The following is a 15,287-nucleotide window of genomic DNA, read 5'->3' on the forward strand; positions in this document are numbered from 1 at the left end:
TGACGCCCCCGTCAACGACTACGGTGGATGGTGGTCGATCAAGGAGGAACGACACCATGCCCAGCTCGGAAGATTCCAGCCCGCAAGACAACGATCTCGGCATCGTGGTCGCCGTCGATGGATCGCCCGGTTCGGACGCCGCGGTGACCTGGGCTGCGGCCGAGGCCGTGCGACGCGCCGTGCCGGTGACCTTGATGAGTGTCTCGGCTCCGGTCATCGCCACCTGGTCGGCACCGAGTGACGCATCGACAATTGCCAAGGTCCAGGAGGATTCGTCCCACGCCATACTCGAGCGCGCCGAGAAGACATTCGCCGCCGCGGTAGGTGGCGTCCATGCCCCGGGCGTGCGCACCGAGAGCCGCCCCTCCCCGGTGGTCGGCACTCTGGCCGAGGTGTCCCGGCAGGCCTTGTTGCTCGTGGTCGGCAACAGGGGTACGGGTAGACACTCCCGGTTGCCGCTCGGTTCGGTGGCGGCCGGATTGCTGCACCACGCACGCTGCCCGGTGGTCATCGTGCACCCTGACCACTCGGCTGACAGCAGCGCTCCCGTCGTCCTCGGTGTCGACGGATCGACATCCTCGGATGCGGCCACGGAGCTCGCCTTTGAGGAGGCCGCATTGCGCGGCGTGGAGCTGGTCGCGGTGCACGCATGGAGCGATGTCGGGTTGCTGCCGCTGTACGGCACCGATTGGCAGATCTACGAGGATCAGGCGCGGTCTGCGTTGACCGATCGGCTCGCCGACTGGCAGCGGCGTTTCCCGGATGTCCGTGTGCAGGTCCGGTTGGTGCAGGACCGACCCGCACACTGGCTCACCGAGGAATCACGCAGTGCCCAGCTGGTCGTCGTCGGCAGCCGCGGGCGGGGAGGTTTCGCCGGACTGGTGCTGGGTTCGGTCGCCTCGACCGTCGCACAACTGTCGACGGCGCCTGTCATCGTGGTGCGCGGGGCCGATCACCAGCGGCAGTAGTTCGGCTCTCCCGGCTGAATGACCCGAAAGTCCAACAGCACCATCGGCAGCGTTCTATTCGGTGTGTGCCACACCGGATCGGTCACGATATCGTCGGTGGTGTATCGAATGCCGCGGTAACCATAGGTGAGCGGAACGCGGTATCCCGCTCGGTCCCAGTCGTGGATCCACTTGCGGAATTCCACGACCGGCAGGGCATAGCCACGCGCCCCGGCATCGTAGTGATGGATGACGTCACCGTAGCGATCGTCGATATCGATGATCCAGACCAGGTCTTCCTGATATCCCCATATCTTGAGCGGATTGCTGCCCAGCAGAAGATGATTGGAGCGCTCCCCCTCGGTGCGAAGGTTGCTGAACATGGAGAAGTTGCCCGCGGTCCGTAACCCGAGGTAGGGCGTCAGGCCCATGCCGATGAGCACGGCGGGAACGAGATAGAGCACCACCGGCGTGCGGGCGTCGGTAATACGCACGCCGCCCCACTCGGGACGCGGCGAAGGTGAGAACGCGGCGGCCAGGATCGGCCAGATGACGATGAGGACCGCCGTGTCGAAAGCCATGCCCGAGATCAGTGTCCAATGGGGAACTCGGTCGAGGTGGGCGTTGACTCCCGAGACCAGTGCTATCGCGATCGCAATGCCGACGTAGACGCCGATCCGTGACACCGGGCGTCCGCGCAACCGGATGGCCCCGTCGATCAGCACCTGCCGGTAGGCGGCGGGCAGGAAGGCGAACAGTAACGCCGCCGCCATGGACCCGAAATCGACGAAGCCGATGAGCGCAAGGGCGGCGTGCATGGTCAGGGCGAACGCAACAATCGCCGCTTGTAACCGCGGCACTGCCAGCAGCAGTCCGCCGACCAGCTCCCAACCGAGGACCGCGAGGGCCGCGGTGAGTCCGATGGCGGTGAGCAGCGGACCGAGTCGGACGTAGAACACGACGACGGCGACCACCGCGAGCCCGGCAAGTCCCACGGCAGTGGCAACTGCGGTGAAAAGCCGGTTCCCGGCGGCGCCGAACCTGCCGCGGCGCGCCAGCCGGTACCCCAGGAGCATGGCGCCGAAGGCGACGGGGAGGACAACCGGGATGCCGAGTAGATCGGTCTGCAACGCGTGGATGACCGACGTGAGGATTCCGGCCGCACAGGATGCGGCGGTGTCGAAGTAGTCGCTGTTGAGTTTGTGGAAGCCGGCCAGCGCATAGATCAGCATCAGGCTGATGCGCAGAATCGGTGCGATCGCGGCGTAGTCCTCATCGGCGCTGCGCTGCTTGCGAATCAGCGACACCGACAACACGCCGATCATCGCGATGTTCAAACACAGCATCAGGTTGACGTGGTTGGCCACCTCGGGGAACTGGAAGAAGGCGACGTAACCGGTGGCCGCGACCAACAAACCCAGGAAGGCGATCCGTGTCATCCCAGTGGCGATGGCGATCGTCGCCGCCGTCAGGAATGCGCCGGTGAACCAAGGTGTCGGCCAGCGCTCGGAGAACTCCAGGACCATCGCGATGGTGTAGAGCGTCGCGAATACCGAGAACGGGCCCCTTGGCGAGCGAAGCGACGGGAATGGGCCCCGCGAGCGAAGCGACGGGAATGGGCCCCGCGAGCGAAGCGACGGGAACGGGCCCCGCGAGCGAAGCGACGGGAACGGGCTCCGCGCGGCGACCTGCACCCGAGCAGCCTAACCGCGGCCGCCGTTGTAATGGATCTCGATGTCATCGGCACTGATCGGCGGCTCGCCGTCGGCCGGGGTCACGCGCACCGCGAGCGGGCGTCCCGCCTCGTCGCGGAAGGTGAACGGCGGCCCGTTCTCCTGCAGGTGGGTATCGCCCCACTGGACGATCGAGAGCAGTACCGGCAGCAGGTCCTCCCCCGCCTCGGTGAGGCGGTACTCGTCGCGGGCACGCTGTCCGGGCTCTCGATATGGCACCTTACTCACCACGCCGGCACTCTCAAGCTGCCGCAGCGCCCGGGAGACGGCAGGGGCCGACGCTCCGATCCGTTCGACGAAGTCCTCGAATCGCGTGGTGCCGTAGAAACATTCGCGGATCGCCAGAAATGCCGTCTTGGTGTTGAGCAGGTCGAGCACCTTCACCACCGAGCAGTTGTCACCGATGGTCCAGCGGCTGCGGTCGCGGAGTCGGTCCTCGAAGGTCATCACCATGGACGCCATTTTAACTAACACTTGCATTACTCAGCTAGTGCGCCTACAGTCTGAGTAACGTATTCGTTATCCAGAAAGGAAGGTGTGCCATGGTGGCGATCGACGGCAAGGTGGCTCTGGTGACCGGAGGCCGACGCGGTCTCGGTTCGGCGCTGGTGGACGAACTGCTCACGCGCGGAGCCGCGAAGGTGTACTCGACCGCGCGTGAGCAGTACACAGACCCGCGCGCCGGTGTCATCGGCGTTGCGCTCGAGGTGCGCGACGACGCCTCGGTCGCCGCGCTGGAAACGGTGGCCGCCGACGTCGACATCGTGATCAACAACGCGGGGATCCTGCTGCCCGGATCGCTGCTGACCGGTGACTTCGACGATATCGCAACAACATTCGACATCAACGCCTTAGGTCCGCTGCGCGTGGTCCGGACGCTGGCGCCCGCCTTGGCCCGCAACGGGGGCGGTGCGGTGGTCAATGTTCATTCCGTCCTGTCGTGGCTGGCAGGCAGCGGGGCCTATGGCGCCTCCAAGGCCGCGATCTGGTCGCTGACGAACTCGCTGCGTGTCGAACTTCGCGGGCAGCAGACCCAGGTGTTGGGAGTGCATGTCGGTTTCATCGACACCGAGATGGTTGCCGATATCGCGCTGCCCAAGACATCGCCGGCCGATGTGGCGACCCGTGTGCTCGACGCACTGGAGGCGGGCGCGCATGAGGTGCTCGTCGACGACGTCACCGCCGCCGTCAAGTCGAAGCTCTCGGGTCCGGTGGAGGACCTCGCCTTCGACCTCGCGCACTGATCGCCGTCCCGATACACAGTCCCGATACACAAAGGAATCGTCATGCCACTGTGGACCATTCACCACTCACCCGGAATCTTCACCGCCGAGGCCAAGAGTGCGCTCGCCGGCCGCATCACCGAACTCTACGAATCCATCGGATTACCCCGGTTCTATGTGGTCGTGGTGTTCGACGAAACCCGCCCCGAGGACTTCTACGTCGGCGGTGAACCATCGACCGCAGGTGTCCGCGTGGTCATCGAACACATCGCCCGCCACAGCGCCGACACCGCGGGCCGGCGGCGTATCACCGCCAAGATCAAGGAGATCCTACAACCGTTCGTGGACAAACACGACGGTGTGCACTGGGAATTCCATGTGGACGAAACCAGCGAGGAGCTGTGGATGATCAACGGACTGATTCCACCATCGGCGGGATCGGACGCCGAACGCGAATGGGCACGCACCAACACCGCCTCGGTGTACTGATATGCCCCTCGAGGTGTGATCATGCCGGCACATAACCGCGGCCGCGATGGCTGCTGGCATCTGGCACTCGTTCCAGCCCCAGATGCCCGCGCAGGGTCGCGTGTCGGTATTCGCGGCGGAACAGTCCGCGGTCGCGCAGAATGGGGATCACGTGATCGACGAACAGCTCGAGGCCTGACGGGAACACATCGGGCATCAGATTGAACCCGTCGACCGCACCCGCGACGAACCACTCCTCGATGGCGTCGGCGATCTGCTCGGGCGAACCGACCACCAATCGGTGCCAGGTGATCACCCGGTCGAGTAGTTGGCGGACCGTCAGCTGCTCCCGGCGGGCCAGATTCACCACGATATCGCGGGCGCCCTGCGAGCTGCCGGTTGCCTCGGCCCCGTCGATCAACCAGCGCGGCAACGGTTTGTCCCAGTCCAGTTCGGCGGCGTCCACACCCAATTGCCAGGCCAGATGGGCCAACCGGCGCTCGCCCGCGAGCTCGTTGAGTTCGTCGTTGCGCCGGTGGGCTTCAGCCTCGGTGCTGCCGAGCACGAAGGACAGCCCGGGCATGATCCGGACGGCGTCACGTGGCCGGCCGTATGCAGCGGTACGGGATCGCAATTCCTCGGCGTTGCGCAGCGCGTCCGGTAACGAGGCCTGCGCGGCGAATACGCCATCGGCGTAGCGGGCCGCGAGGTCCAGCCCACCCGCCGAGCCGCCGGCCTGGAACAGCACGGGGTGCCCCTGCGGTGACCTGGGCAGTGTCAGCGGCCCGTCGACATCGAAGTAGTCGCCTCGGTGCCCGATCGTGTTGATCGATCCCGGCCTGCTGAAGGCTCCGGTGCGCTTGTCCCCCAGCACGGCATCGTCGTCCCAGGAGTCCCACAGGGTGCGCACCACATCGACGAATTCGGCTGCGCGCCGGTACCGTTCACCACGATCCGGCTGTGTGTTCAATTGCCCGACCCGACCGAAATTGCGCCACGTCCGGGGATCGCTGGTGGTGACGACGTTCCACGCCACCCGACCCCGGCTGAGGTGATCCAGCGTCGCGAATCGACGCGCGACGTTGAACGGCTCTTCGAACGACGTCGATACCGTACCGATCAGCCCCAGGTGCGTGGTCACCGATGCCAGGGTCGACAACAACACGATGGGGTCGAGTGCCAGCGGGGGCGCACCGAGCGGCGCATCGCCCGAAACCGACACCGACGGAGTATCGGCCAGGAACAGCGCATCCAGCGTGCCACGTTCGGAGATCCGGGCGAGTTCGATCCAGTACGCGGGATCGGTGAACCAGTTCGGGTCCGCGGAGGGATGCCGCCATGCCGCCGGATGCATCCCGTCGGAAAGGACGTTCACCCCGAAGTGCAGTTCGCGTGCGGTCATCCCGGTGCGCCGGGCAACGCCAGCTTCTTCACCTCGGGATCATCGGCGATGAAGGTCTGCACCCGCGGATCCTTGAAAGCTTTGATCAGGTTCTGGATGTTCTCGGTGTCGATATACTTACTGCCCACGGTGAGAACTGAGGCGAACTCATCCGGGGATTTCGGGGCGAAGATGAGCTTGTCCTCCGAAACGCCGGCGGCCAGAAAGGTTTCCGCGTATCCCACAATGGCATCCAGATCGGCCAACGCCCGCGGTTGGGCACCGAAGTCGAGCAGGGTGAACGTCAGATTCTTCGGGTTCGCGATGATGTCCTTCTGGGTCAGAGCCGTGATGTCGGCATCGGGCCGGATGGTGATCAGCCCAGCCTGGGCCAGATACCAAATGCCCTGGGAGTTGTTCGCCGGGTCGGCCAGCAGCGACACCGAGGCTCCGTCCGGGATGTCGTCGACGGACTTGTACTTGTCCGACCAGATGCCGAAGACCCAGTGGAAGAAGGGCCCCGTACCGGCTTCCTCCTTGAAGGCGGGGTTGGCATCGAGTACCTGCTGCAACCAGTGCCGGTGCTGGAAGATGGTGCCCGCGTAGCGGCCGTCGTTGATGGCACGGTTGATCTGTGTGCTGTCCCCCAACCCGACGGCGGCGACCTTCACCCCGTAATCGGGGGTGATCTGTTCACCGATGTAGTCGATGATGCGCTTCTCGGCCGGGTTGGAATCCAGGTATACGACCTCCAATGTGGCGCCCGCCGTCTCGTTCGCCGACTTCGCATCGCCACCTCGGAACGCGATGAAATACACCGCCACCGCGATGATCGCGACGACGGCCCCCGCGATGTAGGGCCACTTGCGACGGGATTGCAGGGTGAAGCCGTGCGAATCCGCTGCAGCACTTTCGGACTGGTCGATGCTCATAGTGTGCACCAGTGTCCGACCGCACCGGACCAGAAGCAATGTTTGCGATCACGCTGGCGACAAAGGACATTCGCCGCACAGGCTCACGATGAGCGCAAAGGTATCCGATCACGCAGAGAGCTGGCACGGTGGACACCTATGATCGAACTCACCGACGTGACCAAGGTGTACGGACACGGAGAGCAGCACACGGTGGTTCTGGATCGGATCAACTTCCGTGTCGGCGCAGGAGAGATCCTCGCCGTCGTGGGACCCAGCGGCGCCGGGAAAAGCACACTCGCACAATGCATCAATCTGCTCACGCCACCCAGCTCGGGGTCCGTGGTCGTCAACGGTGAGGATCTGACCACCCTGTCGGCGGGCAAGCTGCGGGTGGCGCGACGTCGGATCGGTACGATCTTCCAGTCGTCCGGACTGCTGGAACGGCGCACCGCGGCCGAGAACGTCGCACTACCGCTGGACTACCTGGGCGTCACCCCTGCTGAATCCAAACAGCGGGTCGCTGAGCTGCTCGACCGGGTCGGTCTTTCCGAACGGGCCCAGCACTATCCGTTCCAGCTCTCGGGCGGACAACGTCAACGTGTCGGCATCGCCCGTGCGCTGGCGCTGCGCCCGACGGTGCTGTTGTCGGATGAGGCCACCGCAGGTCTGGACCCAACCACCACGCAATCGGTGGTGGATCTGCTTCGCGAGCTGCGCGACGACCTCAACCTGTCGATCGTCTTCATCACCCATGAAATGGATACGGTGCTCAAGGTCGCGGACTCGGCAGCACGGCTCGAGCAGGGTCGGATCACCGAAACCGGCTCCCTCGTCGAACTCTTGACCGATCCGGAGTCCCGGCTCGGCGCGGAGCTGCGGCCGAGTGGGTTGGCCGCCTCCCCCGGCGCGGATCAGCATGTATGGCGCGTCGTCTACGACCGGCCTGATGTGCCCGCGGACTGGATCAGCCGGGCCACCGCCGATCTGGGCGTCCCGCTGGCCGTGCTCAGCGCATCCGTCCAGGTGGTGGGCGGGGTGACCATCGGCACCGCGACCCTGGGCATCCCCGGCGAGGTGAGCGGCGAGGTGGTCAGCGTGTTGAGCCGGCACGGCCTGGCGGCCACCACCGACAGCGGTGCCGAACGGACCCTGGAAGGCGTGGCATGAGCGAGTCACTGCTGGCCAGTTCCAAGGTGCCGGTCAATGAGCTTCCCGCACTGCTGTTTCCGGCGTTGCTGGACACCCTGATCATGGTCGGCATCGTCATGTCGATCGTGGTGGCCGTCGGTATCCCACTGGGCGCACTCATCCATAATCTGGCTCCCGGCGGGCTGTTCGAGAATCCATCCCTGCACACGACGCTGAGCTGGGTCATCAGCATCGGTAGGTCACTGCCGTTCCTGATCCTGATGGCGGCGATCATGCCGGTCACCCGATTCATCACCGGCACCAATATCGGCATCCCCGCCGCGGTGGTCCCGATGTCGTTGGCCGGTATCGCCTTCTTCACCCGCATCGTGGAGAACTCGCTGCGCTCGGTTCCGCCGGCGCTGGTACAGGTGGCGCGGGCCTCGGGCGGATCACGGTTGCAGGTCATCCGTTCAGCGCAACTCGCTGAGGCGGTGCCGTCCATCATCGGCGGGCTGACCATCAACATCATCGCGATGATCGAGTACTCGGCGATCGCCGGGACGATCGGCGCCGGCGGTATCGGCTACGTCGCCGTCACCTACGGCTATCAGCGTTTCGATCAGGGAGTCATGCTGGCCACCATCGTCATCCTGGTGATCACCGTTGCCGTGGTGCAACTCGGCGGCGATGCGCTGGTGCGGTACACCACCCCGCACCAGCGCGCGCGGGCCTCGGTGTACTGATCGGCCACACCGTGATGGACACTACGGTGTGGCTCTTTCCGCAACGGTGTTCAAGGTCGAACTCGGTGTCTCCGACGTCGATCATGGTTATTACGCCGATCACACGCTGACCGTGGCGCGCCATCCCAGTGAGAACGATGAACGGATGGTGGTGCGTCTGCTGGCGTACGGGCTGCGCGCACACCGACTCGCCGATATCGATGGTGAACTGGTCTTCGGCCCTGGTCTGTCCACCCCCGGCGTGCCGGATTTGAGACTCGCGGACTACACGGGTCGGATCCGGGAGTGGATCAACGTCGGCCAGCCCGACGAACGAGTACTGGGCAAGGCTGCCGGCCAGGCCGACGAGGTGCTGCTGTTCCCGTTCGCCGCCGGCGTGGCCACCTGGTGGCGCACCTTGGGCACCAAGGTGGCGGGGCTGGCGAACCTATCGGTGGTGCAGATTCCGCACGCACCCGTGCAGCAGCTCGCCCAGACCGTCGAGCGGCGGGTCGCCGCGCAGGTGATGGTGATGGAGGGTGAGGTCACGATGACCGTTGGTGGCGTCGATGCCACCTTCACCCCGGTGCCGCTGCAGTGACGCCCGCACCGACCACGATTGTCGTCGGCAGGATTACCGGCCCCTGGTCGGCTGCGCCGACACCGATCCCGACGAGGACGGGACCGTCGAGGGTCGGTCGATGACCGTCGAATTCCTCCCGCCCACGCGGTAACTGGCGCCCCGGTGCTCCTCGGGCAGCCGATCACCCCGGCCGAGCAACTTGTGGCGCAGTGTGCCCGGAGCATACGCCTCTTGGTAGGCGCCTCGGGCGGTCAGCACCGGCACCACGTGGTCGATGAAATCGGCGAACGAACCCGGTGTCACGGCGTAGGCGAGATTGAAACCGTCGACATCGGTCTCCTGTACCCACTCCTGCAACTCATCGGCCACCCGCTCGCCGGATCCCACGAAACGTGGACCGATCCCGCCGATCTTCCCCCACTCCGCGATGTCACGAATCGCCCACTCGCGGCCATCAGGATCGGCGGACTGGAATGCGGCCACCGCGGACAGGATGGCGTTGGAGTCGACGTTGCCGACGGGTTCGTCGAGGCCGTAGCGGGCGAGGTCCACACCCATCCAGCCCGACATGAAGGTAAGCGCCCCCTCGGCATCCGCATACGACAGGTACTCGGCGTGCTTGGCGTGCGCCTCCTCGTCGGTGGCCGCGGTGATGACGGTCGAGAGGTTGAAGATCTTCACCCCGTAGGGATCCCGGCCCGCGAGTTCCAACTCGCGTCGGATGGTGGTCACGTTCTCACGCAGGATCGCCTTGGTGGGCGCCGCGGTGAAGATGGCCTCGGCGTTCTCGGCGGCGAAGCGCACACCACGCGGTGACGCGCCGGCCTGGAAGATGACCGGGGTGCGCTGCGGTGACGGTTCGGAAAGGTGGATTCCCGGAACGCTGAAATGTGTTCCGTCATGGCCGATGTGGTGCACCTTGGCCGGATCGGTGAAAACCCCGTTGACCGTGTCGCGGACGACGGCGTCGTCCTCCCAGGAACCTTCCCAGAGCTTGTAGAGCACCTCCAGGTACTCGTCGGCATGGTCGTAGCGGGCGTCGTGTGCGGGCTGATCGGTCTGGCCCATGTTGCGTGCCGCTGCCGGAAGGTAACCGGTGACGACGTTCCAGCCGACCCGGCCCCCGGTGAGGTGGTCCAGGGTGCTGATGCGCCGCGCGAACGGATACGGGTGCTCGAATCCGGTGCCCGTGGTCACCCCGAAGCCCAGGTTCTCGGTGACCAGCGCCATGGCGGACACCAGCAGCAGTGGATCGTTGACCGGCACCTGGGCGGCCTGGCGCACGGCCGATTCGTCGCCGGCTCCGTAGACGTCGTAGGTGCCCAGCACATCGGCAAGGAACAGGCCGTCGAAGCGACCTCGCTCGAGCAACGTTGCCAGCTCCGTCCAGTAGCGGAGGTCCTTGTATCGCCAGGACTGGTCCTCGGGGTGCTTCCAGAGTCCCGGGGACTGGTGGGCGACGCAGTTCATGTCGAAGGCGTTGAAGCGGATCACACGTGTCACCTGGTCAGCCTGTCGGCGGGGTCCCGCCCTGTCAGCGGTTGTGTTCAGCGCGATTCTCAAGGCCGTACCCTGGGCCGGTGGCACGTGAGATCAATCATGCGGCGTGGTCTCTTGCGATCACCTGCGGTGTGGCGCTGGCAGCTGCCGGATGCGGCTCCCCGACCGTGATCGATACCGGCGAACCCTGGACGCCGGCGCAAACGGCCTCGCCGACACCGGAATTGCCTGCGCATCGCACAAATCACCAACTCGCCGATGCTGCCGAGTTCTATGTTTCCGGGCCGGGACAGAAGGCCTATCACTTCACCACCCCGAGCGGACGATGGCAGTGCGCGATCGTCCCGCACACATCGGCAGGATGCCAGCCGACCGGTGGATCCGCGCTGTCGATCACCGGCGCGCCCGAGGAAGTTCCCGGGCCGGACGGTGAGCCGACATCGCCCAACACCGTGCTGATCGACCGACACGGCGATGCCCAGTTCGTGATGGCAGATCCGGACTCCTACACCGTCACCCCGGGCCCGGCGGCGACGCTGTCGTTCGGACAGGTGCTGATGGTCGCGGGATTCCGCTGCAACGTGCAGGAGGCCACCGGTATCTCGTGCGGCAGCGAGACCAGCGCACGGGGATTCACCTTCTCCGCCGACGGCTACCTGCCGGTGTACACCGATGTCGCCCACTGAGTCCTGAGCCCGCCGTGTCACGATGACCGGCATGACCGATGTGCACCCGTTCCGGATCGACGTCAGCGACCAGGCACTGCAGGACCTGCACCGACGGCTGACCGAGACACGGTGGCCCGATCCCGAATGCGTGGACGACTGGAGCCAGGGCATCCCGCTGGCCTATACCCGCGAACTGGCCGCCTACTGGGCCGACGGCTACGACTGGCGGGCGCGCGAACGGGCACTGAACCGCTTCGCGCAGTTCCGCAGTGTCATCGACGGCTTGGACATCCATTTCATCCACCAGCGCTCGCCGCACGCCGACGCGCTGCCGTTGATCATCACCCACGGGTGGCCCGGATCGATCGTCGAATTCGCCAAGATCATCGAACCGCTGACAGATCCCACCGCCCACGGCGGCCGCGCCGAGGACGCCTTCCACGTGGTGTGTCCGTCGCTGCCGGGTTACGGATTCTCTGGTAAGCCCACCACCACCGGCTGGGGAGTCGAGCGCATCGCGCTGGCCTGGGATGCCCTGATGCAGCGCCTCGGCTACCCGACCTATGGAGCCCAGGGTGGTGACTGGGGCGCGGCGGTCACCACTCAGATCGGACGAAACGGGCTGGGCTGCACTGCGATTCATACCAATATGGCCATCGGCAAGCCAACCGAGGCCAGCCTGGCCAACCCGTCCGAGGACGACCAGCGGGCATTCGCCGCGATGAAGCACTACCGGAAGTGGGAATCCGGGTACTCCAAGCAGCAGTCGACAAGACCGCAGACCATTGGCTATGGCCTCGTCGACTCACCGGTGGCGTTGCTGGCCTGGATCGTCGAGAAGTTCTGGTCCTGGAGCGATTGCGACGGGCACCCCGAGAACGTCTTCAGTCGCGACGAACTGCTCGACAACGTGATGCTGTACTGGATAGGTGGCACCGGCGCCTCCGCAGCGCGACTGTACTGGGAGAGCTTCGCCGCGTTCGGGCCGCGCGAGCCGGTCAGGGTGCCCACCGGCGTCGCCGAATTCCCCAAGGAGATTCTGCGTTCGCCGCGGGCGTGGTGCGAGGCGCACTACAACATCACCCGGTGGACAACGATGCCGCGCGGCGGCCACTTCGCCGCCTTCGAACAGCCCGAACTGCTCGTCGAGGACGTCCGCGCCTTCTTCAGGACCGTGCGCGGCTGAGATACCGGTAGCTGCCGTACAGCACCGCCGCGACCGCGAAGTTCACGAAGTAGGCGATATCGGCGCCGTGCCAGGCGGTCGCGACCGGACCGGCGATGAGGGTCGTGTTCATGAAGGGGATGGCCGCGGCGTAGGAGATGACGAACACGGCCACCGCGGCGATCGCGTCGCTTCGCGTGGTCCGGGCGGCTGCCACGTCGACGAAGGCGCCCGCTGACCGTGTGCGCAGGACCCAGTCGATGCCGATCACGGCAACGAAGGCCGGGATCCAGTAGCCGATCAGCAGCAACACATCGAGAAATCGCGTGGCCGTGTCCGCCGCCTGCAACCACAGGATCAGGAAGAAGGCGCATACGGTGACCAGGACCGCAGAGATGGGACGCCGTACCCGTACCCCGAGGGTCTGCAGCGCGAGCGATCCGGAGTAGTCGTTCATGACCCCGGAACCCACCGACGCCAAGGCGATGACGAGCAGGGCGACCGCGCCCAACGCGCCACCACCCATGACATCGCGCACGCCCTCGGCGGTGTGATCGCCGAGTACGCCGGCCGCGGCGATACCGATGCCCTGCACGAAGACGTAGGCGAGCACCATGCCCGCGAAGGTGTAGCCGAACACCCGCTTTTTCGACGACTCGACCGGCAGATACCGGCTGAAGTCCGCCGCGTAGCTGGCCCACGAGATCGTCAGGCTGAGCGCGATGGTCACCTCCATGACGAACGCGCCCACGAGGTCGGCACCAGAGAGCGTCGTCGGAGTGATGATCTGGTGTCCGTGCACCAGGTTGATCGCGAAGACCACGAACATGGCGAACAGCACCACCGTCAGCACCGCCTGCAGCCGGTGGATGAGCTCATAGCCGATGAATCCGACGGCACCTTGCACGGCCAGCACGATCAACACCGCGATCCAGAACGGGATGTCCAGCAGCAGCGCCAGCGCCTGGCCGCCGAACAATCCGACCAGGGCGTCCCAGGCGATCGAGGACAGCCACTGCAGCGCGGCGGGCACGGCCACCCCGGATCCGAATGCCAACCGCGCGCCGGGCAGCTGGGCGGTTCCGGTGCGCGGGCCCCAGGTCGACAGATGCGCCACCACGAGACCGCCCAGTACGGTGCCGATGACCATCGCCAGCAGACCCAACCAGAACCCGAGGCCGAGCAGAATCGCCAAGGTTCCGGTGAAGACGCCGGTCATGTTCACCTGCGGGGCGAACCACACCGTGAAGAGGCGGGCCGGCGAACCATATCGCTTGTCCGGCGCCACTGGGGCGATGCCGTGCGTCTCCACCGACAGATCCCCGACACCGCTGGGTGACCGACCGCTGAACGAGGGTGAGGTCAGCGATCGATTCGTGGTCGGAGTGGCCCCCGCACTGTTGCCGGTCATGGCAGTATTCGACCACGCCGCGTCCGCCACCAGGCGACGGCCCGATTCCGACACCGATGGCCGTCAACCCATCAGCGCAGCGGAATCTGACCTCCTGCGCCGTGCAACCTATGGAATCCATTGTCGGAATGTAAATTCGTTGCGGAATCGCTTGCGAAGGTCAGTGTGATGGGCGATTGTTGACCTACCGACCGCAATGCTGAGGAGGCCCAGTCCTGTCCGGTACAGACACCACCGCCGCGGACCCTGACACTGGCGAGGGCGGAGCAACGCTGCGCAAGGGCGAGCCCGTCATCGAGATCGACCACGTGGTCAAGCGCTTCGACGACTACGTCGCCGTCGCCGACGCGGACTTCACGATCGCCTCTGGCGAGTTCTTCTCGATGCTGGGCCCATCTGGCTGCGGCAAGACCACGACACTGCGCATGATCGCCGGCTTCGAGACCCCCACCGAGGGCGCGATCAGGCTCGAGGGTGTCGACGTCTCGAAGGTTCCGCCGCACAAGCGCAACGTCAACACCGTCTTCCAGCACTACGCCCTGTTCCCGCACATGACGGTCTGGGACAACATCGCCTACGGTCCGCGCAGCATGAAGCTGGACAAGACCAAGGGCAAAGGGGAGATCTCCCGGCGCGTCGACGAGATCATCGAGATCGTCCGGCTCACCGATTTCGCCAAACGCAAACCGGCCCAACTCTCCGGCGGTCAGCAACAGCGCGTCGCGCTGGCCCGCGCGCTGGTCAACTATCCGAGCGCTCTGTTGCTCGACGAGCCACTCGGCGCGCTGGACCTCAAACTGCGCCACGCCATGCAATTCGAGCTCAAACGCATCCAGCGTGAAATCGGGATCACCTTCATCTACGTCACCCATGACCAGGAGGAGGCCCTGACGATGAGTGACCGCATCGCGGTCATGAACGCGGGAAACGTCGAGCAGATCGGGACACCCGCCGACATCTACGACCGCCCGGCCACGGTATTCGTCGCAGGTTTCATCGGCCAGGCCAACCTGTGGGCAGGCCGTCAGACAGGTCGGGTCAACCGCGACCACGTGGAGATCGAGGTGCTCGGCACCCGACTGAAATCGCGGCCGGGCGAGACGGCCATCGAATCCGGCGGTCACGCCACGCTGATGATCCGTCCGGAACGGGTACGGGTATCGGCCGACGAACCAACCGGTGACCTCGCCGTCATCCGGGGCACCGTGCGCGATCTGACGTTCCAGGGTCCGGTGGTGCGGTTGGCCGTAGCGGCGCCCGATGACTCGACCATCGTTGCGCACGTCGGTCCCGAACAGGATCTGCCGATGCTGCGCCCCGGAGACCCGGTGTATGTCAGCTGGTCCCCGGAAGCGTCCCTGGTTCTGCCCGCCGCCGACATCCCCACCACCGAGGATCTCGAAGAGATGCTCGACGAATCCTGAACCTGCGGGTTCACCGT

Annotated in this window: 15 protein-coding genes; 9 read left to right on the forward strand and 6 right to left on the reverse strand. The window is 65.6% G+C overall.

Annotated features, from left to right (window positions below; translation table 11 throughout):
• Positions 1–56: 56 nt before the first annotated feature.
• Positions 57–968, forward strand: coding sequence for a universal stress protein (locus IC40_RS0114535; RefSeq protein ID WP_042509719.1), 912 nt, complete (start codon positions 57–59; stop codon positions 966–968).
• Here IC40_RS0114535 and IC40_RS0114540 read toward each other — a convergent pair.
• Together IC40_RS0114540 and IC40_RS0114545 are read right to left on the reverse strand one after the other, a co-directional pair.
• On the reverse strand, positions 953–2,473 hold the full coding sequence (locus tag IC40_RS0114540) for a hypothetical protein (protein WP_030135436.1): 1,521 nt from the start codon (positions 2,471–2,473) through the stop codon (positions 953–955). The two genes, IC40_RS0114535 and IC40_RS0114540, sit on opposite strands and share 16 nt — an antisense overlap.
• A gap of 177 nt (positions 2,474–2,650) precedes the next feature.
• Complete coding sequence (locus tag IC40_RS0114545) at positions 2,651–3,127, reverse strand: winged helix-turn-helix transcriptional regulator (protein ID WP_036460894.1); 477 nt, start codon at positions 3,125–3,127, stop codon at positions 2,651–2,653.
• A gap of 95 nt (positions 3,128–3,222) precedes the next feature.
• On the opposite strand from IC40_RS0114545, the gene IC40_RS0114550 reads away from it, so the two are divergent.
• Together IC40_RS0114550 and IC40_RS0114555 are read left to right on the forward strand one after the other, a co-directional pair.
• Positions 3,223–3,924 (forward strand): SDR family oxidoreductase, encoded by a 702-nt coding sequence (locus IC40_RS0114550; RefSeq protein WP_030135438.1) that lies wholly within the window; start codon positions 3,223–3,225, stop codon positions 3,922–3,924.
• 42 nt (positions 3,925–3,966) lie between these two features.
• Positions 3,967–4,392: a tautomerase family protein gene (locus IC40_RS0114555; RefSeq protein ID WP_030135439.1), complete on the forward strand. Its 426-nt coding sequence runs from the start codon at positions 3,967–3,969 to the stop codon at positions 4,390–4,392.
• A gap of 19 nt (positions 4,393–4,411) precedes the next feature.
• Here the strand turns inward: IC40_RS0114555 and IC40_RS0114560 are convergent, their stop codons facing one another.
• Together IC40_RS0114560 and IC40_RS0114565 are read right to left on the reverse strand one after the other, a co-directional pair.
• Positions 4,412–5,773, reverse strand: a complete 1,362-nt coding sequence (locus IC40_RS0114560; protein ID WP_030135440.1) for an LLM class flavin-dependent oxidoreductase — start codon at positions 5,771–5,773, stop codon at positions 4,412–4,414.
• On the reverse strand, positions 5,770–6,684 hold the full coding sequence (locus IC40_RS0114565; RefSeq protein WP_030135441.1) for a MetQ/NlpA family ABC transporter substrate-binding protein: 915 nt from the start codon (positions 6,682–6,684) through the stop codon (positions 5,770–5,772). The genes IC40_RS0114560 and IC40_RS0114565 overlap by 4 nt, the downstream gene beginning before the upstream one ends.
• Before the next feature lie 138 nt (positions 6,685–6,822).
• Here IC40_RS0114565 and IC40_RS0114570 point away from each other — a divergent pair, with 138 nt between their 5' ends.
• The 3 genes from IC40_RS0114570 to IC40_RS0114580 are packed head-to-tail and all read left to right on the forward strand — an operon-like array spanning position 6,823 to position 9,120.
• Entirely contained in the window at positions 6,823–7,833 is a 1,011-nt protein-coding gene (locus tag IC40_RS0114570) for a methionine ABC transporter ATP-binding protein (RefSeq protein ID WP_030135442.1), read from the forward strand.
• The gene (locus tag IC40_RS0114575; RefSeq protein WP_030135443.1) at positions 7,830–8,540 is read left to right on the forward strand and encodes a methionine ABC transporter permease; all 711 of its coding nucleotides are present in this window, start codon (positions 7,830–7,832) and stop codon (positions 8,538–8,540) included. The genes IC40_RS0114570 and IC40_RS0114575 overlap by 4 nt, the downstream gene beginning before the upstream one ends.
• A gap of 28 nt (positions 8,541–8,568) precedes the next feature.
• On the forward strand, positions 8,569–9,120 hold the full coding sequence (locus IC40_RS0114580; RefSeq protein WP_030135444.1) for a YaeQ family protein: 552 nt from the start codon (positions 8,569–8,571) through the stop codon (positions 9,118–9,120).
• 33 nt (positions 9,121–9,153) lie between these two features.
• Here IC40_RS0114580 and IC40_RS0114585 read toward each other — a convergent pair whose 3' ends face one another.
• Complete coding sequence (locus IC40_RS0114585) at positions 9,154–10,605, reverse strand: LLM class flavin-dependent oxidoreductase (protein WP_030135445.1); 1,452 nt, start codon at positions 10,603–10,605, stop codon at positions 9,154–9,156.
• 77 nt (positions 10,606–10,682) lie between these two features.
• On the opposite strand from IC40_RS0114585, the gene IC40_RS0114590 reads away from it, so the two are divergent.
• On the forward strand, positions 10,683–11,288 hold the full coding sequence (locus IC40_RS0114590) for a hypothetical protein (protein WP_234411586.1): 606 nt from the start codon (positions 10,683–10,685) through the stop codon (positions 11,286–11,288).
• A gap of 40 nt (positions 11,289–11,328) precedes the next feature.
• A complete protein-coding gene (locus IC40_RS0114595) occupies positions 11,329–12,456 on the forward strand; it encodes an epoxide hydrolase family protein (RefSeq protein ID WP_036460893.1) in 1,128 nt (375 codons plus the stop codon).
• Here the strand turns inward: IC40_RS0114595 and IC40_RS0114600 are convergent.
• On the reverse strand, positions 12,437–13,846 hold the full coding sequence (locus IC40_RS0114600; protein ID WP_042509718.1) for a purine-cytosine permease family protein: 1,410 nt from the start codon (positions 13,844–13,846) through the stop codon (positions 12,437–12,439). The genes IC40_RS0114595 and IC40_RS0114600 overlap by 20 nt on opposite strands.
• Positions 13,847–14,154: 308 nt before the next feature.
• On the opposite strand from IC40_RS0114600, the gene IC40_RS0114605 reads away from it, so the two are divergent.
• The gene (locus IC40_RS0114605; RefSeq protein ID WP_030135449.1) at positions 14,155–15,270 is read left to right on the forward strand and encodes an ABC transporter ATP-binding protein; all 1,116 of its coding nucleotides are present in this window, start codon (positions 14,155–14,157) and stop codon (positions 15,268–15,270) included.
• Positions 15,271–15,287: the final 17 nt, after the last annotated feature.

Source organism: Mycolicibacterium neoaurum ATCC 25795, from assembly GCF_000691525.1.
Lineage (GTDB): Bacteria > Actinomycetota > Actinomycetes > Mycobacteriales > Mycobacteriaceae > Mycobacterium > Mycobacterium neoaurum.